13 protein-coding genes are annotated in these 14,746 nt (G+C 61.8%); 9 read left to right on the top strand and 4 right to left on the bottom strand.

Annotated features, from left to right (window positions below):
* Positions 1–149: 149 nt before the first annotated feature.
* Genes ICY20_RS25385 through ICY20_RS25400 form a run of 4 tightly spaced genes read left to right on the top strand, consistent with a single transcriptional unit; the run spans position 150 to position 2,897 of the window.
* The gene (locus ICY20_RS25385) at positions 150–851 is read left to right on the top strand and encodes an ABC transporter permease (protein WP_159962221.1); all 702 of its coding nucleotides are present in this window, start codon (positions 150–152) and stop codon (positions 849–851) included.
* On the top strand, positions 848–1,561 hold the full coding sequence (locus ICY20_RS25390) for an ABC transporter permease (RefSeq protein ID WP_159962222.1): 714 nt from the start codon (positions 848–850) through the stop codon (positions 1,559–1,561). Before ICY20_RS25385 ends, ICY20_RS25390 begins: the two co-directional genes overlap by 4 nt.
* Positions 1,562–1,564: 3 nt before the next feature.
* Positions 1,565–2,395 (top strand): ABC transporter ATP-binding protein, encoded by an 831-nt coding sequence (locus ICY20_RS25395; protein ID WP_200846558.1) that lies wholly within the window; start codon positions 1,565–1,567, stop codon positions 2,393–2,395.
* A 4-nt stretch (positions 2,396–2,399) separates the two neighbouring features.
* Positions 2,400–2,897: an Lrp/AsnC family transcriptional regulator gene (locus ICY20_RS25400; RefSeq protein ID WP_016974875.1), complete on the top strand. Its 498-nt coding sequence runs from the start codon at positions 2,400–2,402 to the stop codon at positions 2,895–2,897.
* A 67-nt stretch (positions 2,898–2,964) separates the two neighbouring features.
* Here the strand turns inward: ICY20_RS25400 and ICY20_RS25405 are convergent, their stop codons facing one another.
* From ICY20_RS25405 to ICY20_RS25420, 4 genes are all read right to left on the bottom strand, one after another.
* Positions 2,965–3,846 (bottom strand): TIGR03915 family putative DNA repair protein, encoded by an 882-nt coding sequence (locus ICY20_RS25405; RefSeq protein WP_194938977.1) that lies wholly within the window; start codon positions 3,844–3,846, stop codon positions 2,965–2,967.
* Positions 3,843–5,063 (bottom strand): putative DNA modification/repair radical SAM protein, encoded by a 1,221-nt coding sequence (locus tag ICY20_RS25410; RefSeq protein WP_159962223.1) that lies wholly within the window; start codon positions 5,061–5,063, stop codon positions 3,843–3,845. The genes ICY20_RS25405 and ICY20_RS25410 overlap by 4 nt, the downstream gene beginning before the upstream one ends.
* A gap of 66 nt (positions 5,064–5,129) precedes the next feature.
* Positions 5,130–6,467, bottom strand: coding sequence for a lysine N(6)-hydroxylase/L-ornithine N(5)-oxygenase family protein (locus ICY20_RS25415; RefSeq protein WP_194938921.1), 1,338 nt, complete (start codon positions 6,465–6,467; stop codon positions 5,130–5,132).
* Positions 6,468–6,593: 126 nt separating this feature from the next.
* Positions 6,594–7,076 (bottom strand): sigma-70 family RNA polymerase sigma factor, encoded by a 483-nt coding sequence (locus ICY20_RS25420; RefSeq protein ID WP_159962225.1) that lies wholly within the window; start codon positions 7,074–7,076, stop codon positions 6,594–6,596.
* 260 nt (positions 7,077–7,336) lie between these two features.
* On the opposite strand from ICY20_RS25420, the gene ICY20_RS25425 reads away from it, so the two are divergent.
* From ICY20_RS25425 to ICY20_RS25445, 5 genes are all read left to right on the top strand, one after another.
* Positions 7,337–8,506, top strand: a complete 1,170-nt coding sequence (locus ICY20_RS25425; RefSeq protein ID WP_159962226.1) for an efflux RND transporter periplasmic adaptor subunit — start codon at positions 7,337–7,339, stop codon at positions 8,504–8,506.
* 1 nt (position 8,507) lies between these two features.
* Positions 8,508–10,478: a MacB family efflux pump subunit gene (locus tag ICY20_RS25430; protein ID WP_194938922.1), complete on the top strand. Its 1,971-nt coding sequence runs from the start codon at positions 8,508–8,510 to the stop codon at positions 10,476–10,478.
* Positions 10,471–11,883 carry an efflux transporter outer membrane subunit gene (locus ICY20_RS25435; RefSeq protein WP_194938923.1) on the top strand — a complete coding sequence of 471 codons (1,413 nt, stop codon included), beginning with the start codon at positions 10,471–10,473 and terminating at the stop codon, positions 11,881–11,883. The genes ICY20_RS25430 and ICY20_RS25435 overlap by 8 nt, the downstream gene beginning before the upstream one ends.
* Before the next feature lie 139 nt (positions 11,884–12,022).
* Complete coding sequence (locus ICY20_RS25440; protein WP_194938924.1) at positions 12,023–13,645, top strand: alpha/beta fold hydrolase; 1,623 nt, start codon at positions 12,023–12,025, stop codon at positions 13,643–13,645.
* Positions 13,646–13,784: 139 nt separating this feature from the next.
* On the top strand, positions 13,785–14,648 hold the full coding sequence (locus tag ICY20_RS25445; protein ID WP_194938925.1) for a LysR family transcriptional regulator: 864 nt from the start codon (positions 13,785–13,787) through the stop codon (positions 14,646–14,648).
* Positions 14,649–14,746 lie beyond the last annotated feature (98 nt).

Genomic DNA, 14,746 nt, shown 5'->3' on the forward strand with positions numbered 1-14,746 from the left:
GGCACTGGCTTTGGTGGGAGGGGGCTTGCCCCCGATAGCGGTGGGTCAGCTGATACACCTGTTACTGACACACCCTCATCGGGGGCAAGCCCCCTCCCACAAAAAGCCTCTTGCACAATAAATCTGTGCGCTCCATCGAGATGCTTCCCATGAATGAACTCCTCAACCTGCAAGGCTACGGCCCCATGCTGGCCCAGGGTGCCTGGATGACGCTCAAGCTCGCGTTCCTCGCCCTGGCCCTGAGCCTCACCCTCGGCCTGATCGCCGCTGGCGCCAAACTCTCCAGCGCTAAATGGCTGCGGGTTCCGGCCACGCTCTACACCACGCTGATTCGCAGCGTGCCAGACCTGGTGCTGATCCTGCTGATCTTCTACAGCCTGCAACTGTGGCTCAACGACCTGACCGAAATGTTTGGCTGGGACTACTTTGAAATCGACCCCTTTACCGCCGGTGTAGTGACCCTGGGGTTTATCTACGGCGCGTATTTCACCGAGAACTTCCGAGGCGCGATCCTCAGCGTGCCGGTGGGCCAGCTGGAGGCCGCCACTGCCTACGGTTTGAGCCGCTGGCAGCGATTTCACCTGGTGCTGTTCCCGCAGCTGATGCGCTTTGCCCTGCCGGGCCTGGGCAATAACTGGCTGGTGCTGCTCAAGAGCACGGCGCTGGTGTCGATCATCGGCCTGTCGGATTTGGTCAAGGCTGCGCAAAACGCCGGCAAGACCACCAACGAGCCGTTGTATTTCCTGATCCTCGCGGGCCTGGTCTACCTGGTGATCACCACCCTCTCCAACCGCATCTTCAAGCGCCTCGAACGGCGCTATAACCTCGGCATCAAGGGGATGGCGCGATGATCGAACTGTTCCAGCAATACGGCCTGGCTTACCTGTTCAGCGATGGCGCGGGGTTGTCAGGCGTGGCCATGACGTTATGGCTGTTCATTGTCTCGGTGGTGTTCGGTTTTTTGCTGTCGATCCCCCTGGCCCTGGCACGGGTTTCGGAGCACTTCTGGCTGCGCTGGCCGGTGGAGGTCTATACCTACCTGTTTCGCGGCACGCCGCTGTATATCCAATTGCTGATTTGCTACACCGGGCTATACAGCCTGGAGGTGGTGCAGGACAACGCCCTGCTCAACCAGTTTTTCCGCAATGCACTGAACTGCACCCTGCTGGCCTTTGTGCTGAACACCTGCGCCTACACCGTGGAAATTTTCGCCGGGGCGATTCGTAATATTCCCCATGGTGAGATCGAAGCGGCCCGCGCCTATGGCCTTCACGGCTGGCGGCTAAACCTGTTTGTGGTCGTACCGGCAGCCTTGCGCCGCGCATTGCCGGCCTACAGCAATGAAATGATCCTGATGCTGCACGCCACATCGCTGGCGTTTACCGCCACCGTCGCCGACATCCTCAAGGTGGCCCGCGACGCCAACGCCGAAACGTTCTTGACGTTCCAGGCTTTCGGTATCGCCGCCCTGCTCTACATGCTGCTGTCCTTTGCACTGGTGGGCCTGTTTCGACTGGCCGAACGTCGCTGGATGCGTTTTCTTGTTCCTACCCGAGGCTAACCCATGAATCAGTCCGCGCAGGCCCTGGCCGCTTATCCTATTGATGTAACCGCTGCAAAACCCGTCACCGCCGCCGTCAAGCTGCAAGTCGAAGGCATCCACAAGCGTTATGGCGAACACGAAGTGCTCAAGGGCGTATCCCTCAACGCCCGCAATGGCGATGTGATCAGCCTGATCGGCGCCAGCGGCTCGGGCAAAAGCACGATGCTGCGTTGCATCAACTTCCTCGAACAGCCGGACGCCGGGGTCATCACCCTCGACGGCATCAGCATCGAAATGCAGCAAGGCCGCGCCGGCACCCGCGCACCGCACCAGGCCCAGTTGCAAAACCTGCGTACACGCCTGGCGATGGTGTTCCAACACTTCAACCTGTGGAGCCACATGACCGTGCTGGAAAACATCACCATGGCCCCGCGCCGGGTGCTGGGCGTCAGCGCCGCCGACGCAGAAAAACGCGCGCGCCTGTACCTGGACAAAGTCGGCCTGCCAGGTCGCGTGGCCGATCAATACCCGGCGTTCCTCTCGGGTGGCCAACAGCAGCGCGTGGCGATTGCCCGTGCGCTGGCCATGGAACCGGAGATCATCCTGTTTGATGAGCCCACCTCAGCCCTCGACCCGGAGCTTGTAGGGGAAGTCCTCAAAGTCATACAGACGTTGGCCGAGGAAGGTCGTACCATGCTGATGGTCACCCACGAGATGGGCTTTGCCCGCCAGGTGTCCAGCCAAGTGCTGTTCTTGCATCAGGGCCGAGTCGAGGAACAAGGCGGCGCCGAGATCCTCGACCACCCTCAGAGCGAGCGCTTGCAGCAATTTCTTTCCAACCGTTTGAAGTGAACCCATGGATACCAAGGCCAACGGACCCCATTCTTCCCCTGCGCTGGATCGCATCGATGAAGCCATCATCGAAGTGTTGCGACACCAGGGGCGCATCACCTACGAAAAGCTTTCCTCGCTGGTGCACCTCACGCCCAGGCCTTGCCTGGAACGGGTGCGCAAGCTGGAACGGCGCGGGGTGATCCGTGGGTATGGGGCGATCATCGATGTGCAGATGGTGTCACCGGGGTTATCGCTGCTGGTGCTGGTGGCCTTGTCCAATCAAAGCGGGCGTTCGGCGCAAAAGGCCTTCGAGGCCTGTGTGAAGGCGTGCCCGCAGGTGTTCGAATGCCAGTTGATCAGCGGGCCATTCGATTACAGCCTGCGCATGCGCTGTCGGGATATGGAGCATTACCGGGTGCTGACAGAGACCTGGTTGAACAATGATGAGCTGCATATCGATAAGTTGGTGGCGCATCCGGAGTTGGCGGTGGTCAAGAACACTGCTACAGAGCTGGCCTGACCTCCTATTTCCAAAACAATGAAGATCCAACGTGGGAGCTGGCTTGCCTGCGATGGCGGTGTCTCAGTCAGCCTTGATTTGACTGACCCACCGCCATCGCAGGCAAGCCAGCTCCCACATTGATCGGGTTCGCAATTTTCTTGCCGGGCTTGGCCCCAATCAACTTCGCCTGCCCATCCTTCTGCTTCCCCGTCCGCGCCTCGCTGATCAACCCCGGGATCAACTTGCCCTCCGGCAAGTTCTTCCAGAAGCGGCTGGGCAGGTGCCCTTCCATCACCTTGGGGTTCAAGCGTGCCGGGTTGAAGATATGGCTGTAGTAGGTCAACCACATTTCACTGTGAGGGTCGTCGACATTTTGGGCCAGTTGGCGCCAGGCCTCAGGGCACTCGCGTTGATGAATCAACTGCACGCCGTCGTAATACACCCCATCCAATGGCGTGGCGATCATCCAGCGATGGCGCCCCATGCGCCCAACAAAATGCTGGCTGGCAGATTTCAGTATGTCGTGCGCCGGCTCATGCCAGGCCACGTATTGCGGCAGCTCCAAGCCAGCCTCAGCCGGCAGCGCAATAAACCGCACAAACGCATGCAGGTGGTGGGCTTCGCGGCTCACTTGCTTGATGCGCCGTTGCAACTCGCTGCCCAGTCGGTCCCCCGCCAGCATCGCCGTGCGATCACCATGGCTGACCCGCCACAACACTTCATACAACAGGCTCCAACGTTGGTCGCCGTGATAACAGGCGGCCGACTCCAGCAACTCCAGCAGCGCCTTGGGCACTCGCGTCTGGAACGGCCCAAGGCCTTCGGGGATCGGCTGATCGGTGGCAAACAGATCCGCCACTTCAGCTTCGCCCCAACTGACCTGACTGGGGTCTACCTGGTGGCTGAGCAGCCAACGCGCCTGTTCGCGCCAGGTGCTGAACAGGTTGTCGCACTCCAGGCTGATCACCCCCATAACCCCATTTGTTGCGGTTGCGGGCGGTCGCGCAGTTGCTCGCGCAGCAGCACGCTGGTGCTGTCGGCCTGTTGCGGGTGGTAGTCGCTGGTGATGAAAAACGGCTTGGCCTTGGCCAGTACGCAACGCATGCGGGCCAGGTCTTCAAAGCGGATCTTGCGTTCGCGGCGCAAATCTACCAGCCGTTGGGTGGTGCGCAGGCCAATGCCGGGGATACGCGCGATCAAGGTGGGTTCGGCGCGGTTCAGGTCCAGGGGGAATACGTCGCGATGTTCCAGCGCCCAGGCCAGCTTGGGGTCGATGTCCAGGGCCAGGTGGCCGGGGCCTTCGAACAATTCGTTGGCGCTGAACCCGTAGCTGCGCAGCAGAAAGTCGGCCTGATACAGGCGGTGCTCACGCATCAGCGGCGGTGCCGCCAGGGGCACGCTTTTAGGGCTGTTGGGAATCGGACTGAACGCCGAGTAATACACCCGGCGCAGTTTGAAACTGCCGTACAACGCCTCGGCACCATGGAGGATGGTGCTGTCGTCTGTATCGTCGGCACCGACGATCAATTGCGTACTTTGCCCGGCCGGGGCGAAACGCGGCGCACGCGGCTCGTTGAGCACGGTCTGCTCGCCGGTGTAGATGGTTTGCATGGCCTGCTTGATCGACACCACCGTTTTTTCCGGCGCCAGGGTCTTCAGGCTGGCCTCGGTGGGCAACTCAAGATTGACGCTCAGTCGGTCGGCATAACGCCCGGCCTCGGCGATCAATGCCGGGTCTGCATCGGGGATGGTCTTGAGGTGGATATAGCCGCGAAAGTCATGCTCTTCGCGCAGCAGCTTCGCCACGCGCACCAGCTGCTCCATGGTGTAGTCGGACGAACGAATGATGCCGGAGCTGAGAAACAGCCCGCTGACGCAATTGCGTCGATAGAAATCCAGGGTCAGGGTGACCACCTCCTCCGGGCTGAAACGAGCACGAGGCACATCGCTGGAGCGGCGGTTGACGCAGTATTGGCAGTCGTAGAGGCAGAAGTTGGTGAGCAACACCTTGAGCAACGAGACGCAGCGCCCGTCAGGTGTGTAGCTATGGCAAATGCCCATGCCATCGGTGGAGCCAAGCCCTGCCTTGCCCTCGGAGCTGCGCTTGGGCGCACCACTGCTGGCGCAGGAGGCGTCGTACTTGGCGGCGTCGGCGAGGATGCTGAGTTTTTCGATCAACTGCATGAGGGGCTACCGATACTGGTTTTTTGTACAGTATCAGGCAGCCCCGCCTGTCACAAGCGCAGCCCGTCAGCTGGCAGTGGCCAACAGCACATCCTGCACCGAGCGGCCTTTGCCACGATGGCGGTCGTTTTCATACAGCGACGCAGCAATTTCATCGGCGCGAATCGGCAAAATCGACAGCAACGTGTCGCTCAAACCGTGGCTGGCCTGGCTGAAGCCCTGGATATAGATACCGGCCTTGCAGCGCTCGTCAGTGACGATGCGGTAGTCGCGCGCCACTTCGAAGTCGCCCATGTACTCTTCCAGCGGCGCCAGCAATTGACGGTGGGTCTGACGTTCATAACCGGTGGCCAGCACCACGGCGTCGTAATGATTGACGCTGGTGTCACCGTTGGCGTTGTTGCGCAAGGTCAGTTCGACACCCAGTGGGCCGGCCACGGCCTTCTCGACCACGGTCATGGTGCGGAACGCGTGACGGGCGATGCCGGAGACTTTCTGGCGGTAGAAAATCCCGTAGATCCGTTCGATCAGGTCCAGGTCCACCACCGAATAGTTGGTGTTCTGGTATTCGGCCACCAGGCGCTCGCGCTCAGCACCGACCTGCTGAAACACCAGGTCGGTAAAGGCCGGCGAGAATACTTCGTTGACGAATGGGCTGTCATCGGCCGGCTTGAGTGCCGAACCGCGCAAGATCATGTCGACCTGCACCGAAGGGTAGCTGTCGTTCAGGTCGATAAAGGCTTCGGCCGCGCTCTGGCCACCGCCGATGATCGCGATGCGCATCGCCTTGCCTTCCACGCACGGTTGTTGCGCCATACGCGCCAGGTACTGGGAGTGGTGGAACACACGGCTATCGTCCTTGAGCCCCTTGAACGCCGCCGGCACCCGCGGTGTGCCACCGGCACTGACCACCACAGAACGCGTGGTGCGAACATGCTGCTCGCCCTGAGCGTCCCGGGAGATCACCCGCAGCGCCTCTACCTGCTGCTGATGCAGGATCGGCTCAATGGCCAGCACTTCCTCGCCATAACGGCCCTGGCCCTGGAACTGCGCGGCGACCCAGCGCAGGTAGTCGTTGTACTCCATGCGGCACGGGTAGAAGGTGCCCAGGTTGATGAAATCTACCAAGCGGTCGTGGGCTTTGAGGTAGTTGACGAAGGAGTACGGGCTGGTGGGGTTACGCAGGGTGACGAGGTCCTTGAGGAAGGAAATCTGCAACTCGCTCTGAGTCACCAGGGTATTGCCGTGCCAGCGGTAGTCGGCCTGCTTGTCGAGAAATAGCGCGTCGAGTTTGCCTTGGGTTTTCTCTCGTTCTTGCAGGGCGATGGCCAGCGCCAGGTTCGATGGGCCGAAACCAATACCGATAAGGTCGTGAACCGCGGGCGAAGCAATTGCCTGTGTCATTCCAGTGTCCTCTGGATAAGCCCCGTGGCGTTGGGGCGGGAAAACCTTCGAGACCTGAAGGCTGAACAACAGGTCGTGTGTTGATAGGAAACGAGGACAGTGAAATAAAATTTAACTGATCTGCGATCAGTGCGCGTCCCACTCGCGCATCCGCAGCCGGCAATGCTTCATCGCATTGACGATGTGTTTTTCCACCAGGGCGCGGGAAATATTCAGGCGTTCGGCAATTTGCAGGTGGGTCAGCCCCTCCAGCTTGCGCAGCAGGAAGCTGTCGCGGCAAGCCCCTGGCAGCTCGGCCAGTGCGCGTTCGAGCAACTCCAGGCGCTGGCCCTGGTCGTGGCTGGCGTGGGGTGAACTGGGGGAAAAGCGTTCTTCGGCATCGAGTATTTCCAGCGGCTCGGACTGACGCAGAGCGTTGCGTCGGTGGCCGTCGATCACCAGGTTCAGCGCGGTGCGGTACAAAAATGCGCGCGGCTGGTCGATGGGCGTGTCGCTGGAGCGCTCCAGTATCCGGACGTAAGCGTCATGCACCACATCTTCGGCCACCTGACGGTTGCCCAGCTTGGCGTTAAGGAAACACACCAGCTCGCGATAGTAGTTTTCCAACATGACTCCCGACCGCCGGAAAGGGGCGGTATCAATTCCCTGAGTGCTTAAAGATGACAGCCCACACGATGATGGCAGTTTGGGCTAGTGCAATTTATAGTAATTCTCATCTACTTTTAAAGAAGTCTTGCGCCAACGGTCGATTTTTTTACGTAAGCGACCTGTTACACGGTGTGTAACAGCCTAAATCCCCAGTCAATTCTCTCGTTTACCTGTCAGCTCTGCGCAACTGCGCTCCGAACTTTCCTGGCTGGAACCTAAGCATGAAACGCCCTCGACCTGCCCGACGCGCCCTGCTAGTTATTGCGTGCCTGATACCTGTACTCGCCGTCGCCGCCTGGCAGGTGCTGCCACCGGGCCGCGACAGCCTGACCACCGTCACCGTGACTCGCGGCAATATCGAAAGCAGCGTTACCGCGCTGGGCACCCTGCAACCGCGTCGTTATGTGGATGTGGGTGCCCAGGCGTCCGGGCAGATTCAGAAGATCCACGTCGAGGCCGGCGATCAAGTCAAGGCCGGCCAGTTATTGGTGGAAATCGACCCCTCTACGCAAAAAGCCAAGCTGGACGCCAGCCGCTACGCCATCGAAAACCTCAAGGCCCAGTTGCAAGAGCAGAAAGCCCTGCATGCACTGGCACGCCAGAAGTACCAGCGCCAGCAGCGCCTGGCGGCCGGCAATGCAACCCGCGAAGAAGATGTGCAAACCGCCAAGGCCGAGCTGAGCGCTACCCAGGCACGGGTCGACATGTTCCAGGCGCAGATACTTCAAGCCCAGGCCAGCCTGCGCAGCGATGAAGCCGAGCTGGGCTACACGCGTATTTATGCACCGATGGACGGCACCGTGGTGGCGGTGGACGCGCGCGTCGGCCAGACCCTCAACGCCCAACAACAGACACCGTTGATCCTGCGGATCGCCAAACTCTCGCCCATGACCGTGTGGGCCGAAGTCTCGGAGGCCGATATCGGCCACGTCAAACCCGGCATGACGGCCTACTTCACCACGCTGAGCGGCGGCAATCGTCGTTGGGCCAGTACGGTGCGGCAGATTCTGCCAATCCCGCCCAAGCCGTTGAACGAAACACAGGGCAGCGGCAGCCCTTCCAGTTCGAGCAAAAGCGGTACGGGCCGCGTGGTGCTGTACACCGTGCTGCTGGATGTAGAGAACACCGATAACGCGTTGATGGCCGAAATGACCACCCAGGTGTTTTTCGTCGCCAGTCACGTCAAGGATACCCTCACCGCCCCGGTTGCCGCGTTGCTGGGCACCGCAAGCGCCGACCGGCAGACCGCCCGCGTGGTGACCAGCAATGGCCGTATCGAGGAACGCCAGGTGCAGCTGGGTATCAGCGACCGCCTGCGAGTGCAGGTACTCGACGGCCTCAGCGAAGGTGACCACCTGTTGATCGGCCCGGCCGACGGTAACGGGGGTTAAGTTGACCACGCCTCTGATCGAACTCAAGAACATCCGCAAATCCTACGGCGGCGGTGACAGCCCTCAGGTCGATGTGCTGCGTGGTATCGACCTGGCGATCCATGCCGGGGAGTTTGTCGCCATTGTCGGGGCTTCCGGCTCCGGCAAGTCCACCTTGATGAATATCCTCGGCTGCCTCGACCGGCCCAGTGTGGGCGAGTACCTGTTCGCCGGTGAAAACGTTGCCCACCTGGGCAGTGATGAGCTGGCCTGGCTGCGCCGCGAGGCATTTGGTTTCGTGTTCCAGGGCTACCACCTGATCCCCTCGGGCTCGGCCCAGGAAAACGTCGAGATGCCGGCGATCTATGCCGGCATCAGCGCCGCCGAGCGCCATGCCCGCGCCAACGCCCTGCTCACGCGCCTGGGCCTGGCCGAACGCACCGGCAACCGTCCGCACCAGCTTTCCGGTGGCCAGCAGCAAAGGGTGTCGATTGCGCGCGCCTTGATGAACGGCGGCCATATCATCCTTGCCGACGAGCCCACCGGCGCCCTGGACAGTCACAGCGGCAAGGAAGTGATGGCCCTGCTGGACGAGCTTGCCAGCCAGGGCCACGTGGTGATCCTGATCACCCACGACCGCGAAGTGGCCGCGCGGGCCAACCGCATTATTGAAATTCGCGATGGCCTGATCATCAGCGACTCGGCCAATGACAGTGACGTTGCACCCGCGGCCACGACCGGCGCCCTGCAAGCCGTGGACCTGCGTCAACGCCTGATCGACGGCAGCGAGCACAATGGCGCGTGGAAAGCCGAGTTGCTGGACGCGGTACAAGCGGCCTGGCGCGTGATGTGGATCAACCGCTTTCGCACCGCGCTGACCTTGTTGGGGATCATCATCGGCGTAGCGTCGGTGGTGGTGATGCTGGCAGTGGGCGAAGGCAGCAAGCGCCAGGTCATGGCCCAGATGGGCGCGTTCGGCTCCAACATTTTGTACCTGAGCGGCTCGTCGCCCAACCCGCGTACGCCCCGGGGGGTGATCACCCTCAATGACGTCGAGGCGCTGGGGGCGCTGCCCCAGGTTCAGCGCATCATGCCGGTTAACGGCAGCGAGGCCGGGGTGCGGTTTGGCAACGTCGACTACATGGCCTATGTGGGCGGTAACGACACTAACTTCCCGCAGATTTTCAATTGGCCGGTGGTCGAGGGCAGTTATTTCACCCCTGCGGACGAGCGCAGCGGCGCCACGGTCGCGGTGATCGGCCATCGCATCCGCGAGAAGCTGTTCAAGGGCCAGATCAACCCAATCGGCCAGTACATCCTGATCGAAAATGTGCCGTTCCAGGTGATCGGCGTACTGGCGGAAAAAGGCGCTGCGTCCGGTGACAAAGACAGCGACGACCGTATTGCCATCCCCTACACCGCCGCCAGCGTTCGCCTGTTCGGCAGCTACGACCCCGAGTACGTGGTGATTGCCGCTGCGGATGCACGCAAGGTGCACGATGCCGAAGTGGCCATCGACCAGTTGATGCAAAGACTGCACAACGGCAAGCGCGACTACGAGCTGACCAACAACGCCGCGATGATCCAGGCTGAGGCCCGCACGCAGAACACGCTGTCGCTGATGCTTGGCTCGATTGCCGCGATTTCGCTGTTGGTGGGCGGTATCGGGGTGATGAACATCATGTTGATGACGGTGCGCGAACGTACCCGCGAAATCGGGATTCGCATGGCCACCGGCGCACGCCAACGCGACATCCTGCGCCAGTTCCTGACCGAAGCGGTGATGCTTTCGGTGGTCGGCGGGCTATGTGGCATCGCCCTGGCCCTGCTGGTTGGCGGGGTGTTGGTGCTCGCCAAGGTGGCGGTGCAATTTTCCCTGGTGGCGGTGCTGGGTGCATTTGGTTGTGCACTGGTCACCGGCGTCGTATTCGGCTTTATGCCGGCCCGTAAAGCTGCCCGGCTCGATCCGGTTAAGGCGTTAACCAGTGAATAAACGATGCATCCCCCCGCACCTCTGCGCCCTTAGCCTGTGCGCGCTACTGAGCGCCTGCACCGGCACTGCGCCCGTCGTCGACAGCGGTATCGCACCACCGGCGACCTGGCAATTTGCCGAGCGCGAGGCGGCCCAGGCCACTAACCAGCAATGGTGGACGCAGTTTGGCAGCCCGCAACTCAACCGCCTGGTAGAGCAGGCTCGCCGCGACAGTTTCGATGTGGCGGGCGCCATGGCTCGGGTGCGCCAGGCTCAAGCCAGCGCCGTGATTGCTGGCGCGCCGTTGTTGCCCGAAGTGAATTTCAACCTTACGGCCAGCCGCCAGAAATTGTTGCGCGGCAACGGCGGCCCCGACCTTGATGCCACCCAAAGCGATGACGTGGCCGACAGTTTTGGGGCCAATTTCAGCGCCCGCTATGAAGTGGATTTCTGGGGCGGCCGCGCCGCAGCCCGCGACAGTGCGCTACACAGCTTGCGCGCCAGTGAATTCGACCAGGCCACCGTGGAACTGACCCTGCTGAGCAACGTGGCCGACCGCTACGCGCAAACCCTCGCGGCGCGCCAGCGTCAACAGATCGCCGAGTTGAACCTGGCCAACGCGCGCAACGTGCTCGGGTTGGTGCAAACCCGCTATGACGCGGGTTCCGCCACGGCGCTGGAATTGGCCCAACAGAAAAGCCTGGTGGCCAGCCAGCAGCGGCAACTGCCGCTGATCCAGCAAGTCGCGGAAGAAGCCCAGATCACCCTGGCGGCCCTCCTCGGTGAGCCGGTACAGGCGCTGGACCTGGGGACGGAAACGTTCCAGGCCCTGCACTGGCCCACCATTGGCGCCGCAATGCCCAGCCAATTGCTGAGCCGTCGCCCGGATATTGCCAAGGCAGAAGCGCAGTTGGCTGCAGCGCAGGCGGATGTCACCGTGGCCCGCGCCGCGATGCTACCTGCCGTGACCCTGGGCGCCACCCTGGGTTCCGATGCCTACAAAGCCGTGGAAATCCTGCGCAGCCCCTACTACACCCTGACGGCCGGCCTGGTGGGCCCGATATTCAACAACGGTCGTTTAAGCGCCGAGCGCGATAAGGCTCGCGCACGCCAGGATGAGCTGCTGCAAACCTATCGCGGCGCGATCATCAACGGCTTCGCGGAGGTGGAAAAAACCCTCAGCAGCATCACCCGCCTCGATCAGCAGCGCCAGTGGCAAAGTGAGGAGCTGCAACAGGCGCAAACCGCGTTCCAGATCGCCGAAAGCCGTTACCAGGCAGGGGCCGAAGACCTGCTTACCGTGCTGGAAACCCAACGCACGCTCTACACCGCCCAGGACCTGAACGTGCAACTGCGACTGTCGCGCCTGCAAGCCAGTATCGCGCTGTACAAGGCGCTGGGAGGCGGCTGGAAAACGGAGATCTGATAAACAAAAGTCACGTTTCGTACACACCCTGTTTTGTCCTCCTACATTTTTCCCCCCGTAGTCCTTGGTAAAAAAGTCGCTCCGAATAAGAAGCCACAACAGTGGCTTCTTTTTCCCACACGACTGATCAGGACTGCAGATGAAATCCCGCTCAACTGCACGTGCCAGGGCCTTGCGATGCCTGGTGCTGCTGGCTACCCTGACCCCCGCCCTCGGCCATACCGCCACACCGTCGTCGCCGTTCGGCATCGAATGGTTTCTCGACTGCCAGCAACCGACGCTGGCGCGACTGGACCCGGAGGTTGTCGAGCGCACCCAATGCGGCATCGTCACTGCGCCTCTGGACCACGCCAAACCTGAACGCGGCAGCATCAGCTTCGACATCACGCGCGTGGGCGCCAGAAAACCGCTTTCTCGCCAGGGCGCACTGTTCGCCAACCCCGGCGGCCCCGGCCTGGATGCCGGGGGTGCGTTTGCCGTGCACTTGGCCTCCGTATGGAAGCATTACGCCCGGCAACCCCAATGGGGCGACACCTATCGCCTGCTGGCCGACACCTATGACGTGGTCGAAGTTACCCCGCGTGGGCTGGGCAGCGCACCGGGGTCGCGCCTGGAGTGCCGCTCCGACGGCCTAATCGTGCCGCAAGCGGATGCCAGCGAAGACCGCAGCGAAGCCAACCTGGCCGCCGTGCGCGACAATGCCAGACTGATTGCCCAAGCCTGCGCCACCCACCCATTGACGCCCTACATCACCACCGAGCAAACCGCCCGCGACCTGGAATTTGTGCGCAAGCAACTGGGCGAGTTGCAGTTCAATTATCTCGGCAATGCCTATGGCACCTGGCTCGGCGCCTGGTACGGCGGCCTGTTCCCTGCACATGTGGGGCGCATGGTGCTGGACTCCAATATCAACTGGACGTCTACCTTTGAACACGCAAGCTTTATCGTGGCTGGCGAGAAGGAGAAGATTTTTGATCGCTTCGTCGCCCACCCCGCCGCCCTTGACCCTGGCGTGTACCAACTGGGTGACAGCCCCTTCGCCGTGCGCCGTGTCTTCATGGACCTGCTGCCCAGCGTGCGCACGTCGCTGCGCTCCAACAACCGCTACTACAGCGATCCTGCTGGCCTGATGGGAGCCCATCTGCTCAGCCGCTGGCTGCGCGAAACGCCTGACGGCGATGACCTCACGCTTGAAGCGCGTGCCCGGGCTTATCAGTTCAGCCCCGACCCGGCGGTTGAAGAACGGGCCAAACAGATGTTCAGCCTGCTGCTGCAGCGCGTTCGCGAACCTTTGCAGGCCAGCGCCCCCAAACCCGGGCCACTGCGGATGTCGGCGGCTGACTCGGTAAAAACCGCGATTTTGTGCAACGACTCGGTGTACTCCAGCGAAGCGATATGGCAACAGAAAGAGGAAGAGTCCCTTGCCCGCCACCCTGTGGCCGGTAGCGCCCAGGAAGCGCGCCAGTGCACCACGTGGCCACGCAAACATGCCAACCCGTTGCCGCACAAAGCGCTGGCCCAGCTCGACAGTTTGTTGATGGTGCAAGCCGAATTCGATGACCAGGCCCCGTCCTCCGGTGCCGCCTGGGCATTCGAACGCACCTTCCCGGCCAGCCGCGTACAACTTAAGGACACCTATGCCCACGGTGTGTCATTCAGCGGGGTGAGTGCCTGTGTCAACCAGTGGGTCGGCGATTACCTGGTACACGGCACCAAACCACCTCGATCAACAGTATGCAGCGATGCCCAGGCCGTACAGTAACCAGGCACTGCGCCAGGACTGACTCGGTGCTATCCTCGCGACCTCACTGATTCCAGAGCGGTTGCGCAATGCCGAGCAAGCACACGTCGATAGGTCTTTTCCTGGCGCTGGCCAAGCGCGCTGACGCGAAGTAGCAAGCATGGATATCGAACTGGCCCGCACCTTTCTCGAAATCACCCGCTGCGGCAGCCTGGCGGCGGCGGCCGAGAAGCTGCACGTCACCCAGACCGCCATCACCGCCCGGGTCAAAAGCCTCGAAAGCCAATTGGGCAGCACGCTGTTTGTGCGCAACCGCGCCGGTGCACGCCTGACTGCCGATGGCGAGGCGTTCGTGGTGTACGCCAACCAGCTGCTGCAAACCTGGGAAGCGGCAAAACGCGACCTGCCGTTGCCCGACGGCTATCGCAACGTGTTGCATATCGGTGGCGAGGTCAGCTTGTGCAACCCGTTGATGCTTGGCTGGGCCCAGGCCCTGCGCGACCACATCCCCGGCCATGCGCTGCGCACCGAAGTGCGCGAAGGCGACTACCTGCTACGGCAGTTGGAACTGGGGGTATTGGATGCTGCGCTGGTGTTTCAGCCGCAGTACTGGCCGGGCTTGCAGGTGGAGCAGGTGCTGGAAGAAAAGCTGATTCTGGTGCAGCTGGTGAGCAAGCCTGCACCCTACGTGTATATCGACTGGGGCCCAGGCTTTCGCCAGCAACATGACACTGCCCTGCCCGACAAGGCCCGTGCCGCGCTGAGTTTCAACCTCGGGCCACTGGCGTTGCAGTACATCCTTGAGAACGGTGGCTCGGGTTACTTCCGTACCCGCGTGGTACAGAGCTATCTGGACAGTGGCGTGATGCAACGTGTGCCCAAGGCCCCGGAGTTCAACTTCCCCACGTACCTGGTGTATTCCCGGGCACGGGACTCAGCGGTGTTGCAGCAGGCGTTGGAGTTGTTGCGGGGCGTGGTCAAGGCCGAGAGTGATTGGTCGCAACGCTGGGACCCACTGATTTAGCCCTGCCCCGGTCAAAAATGTGGGGCACCCGATGGCGCGTGAGAGTCGAGCCACAAAGGCAGCCAGACTTCGCCATGAGGCCCCACCCGAAAAGATTG

This window comes from Pseudomonas pisciculturae (assembly GCF_015461805.1).
Lineage (GTDB): Bacteria > Pseudomonadota > Gammaproteobacteria > Pseudomonadales > Pseudomonadaceae > Aquipseudomonas > Aquipseudomonas pisciculturae.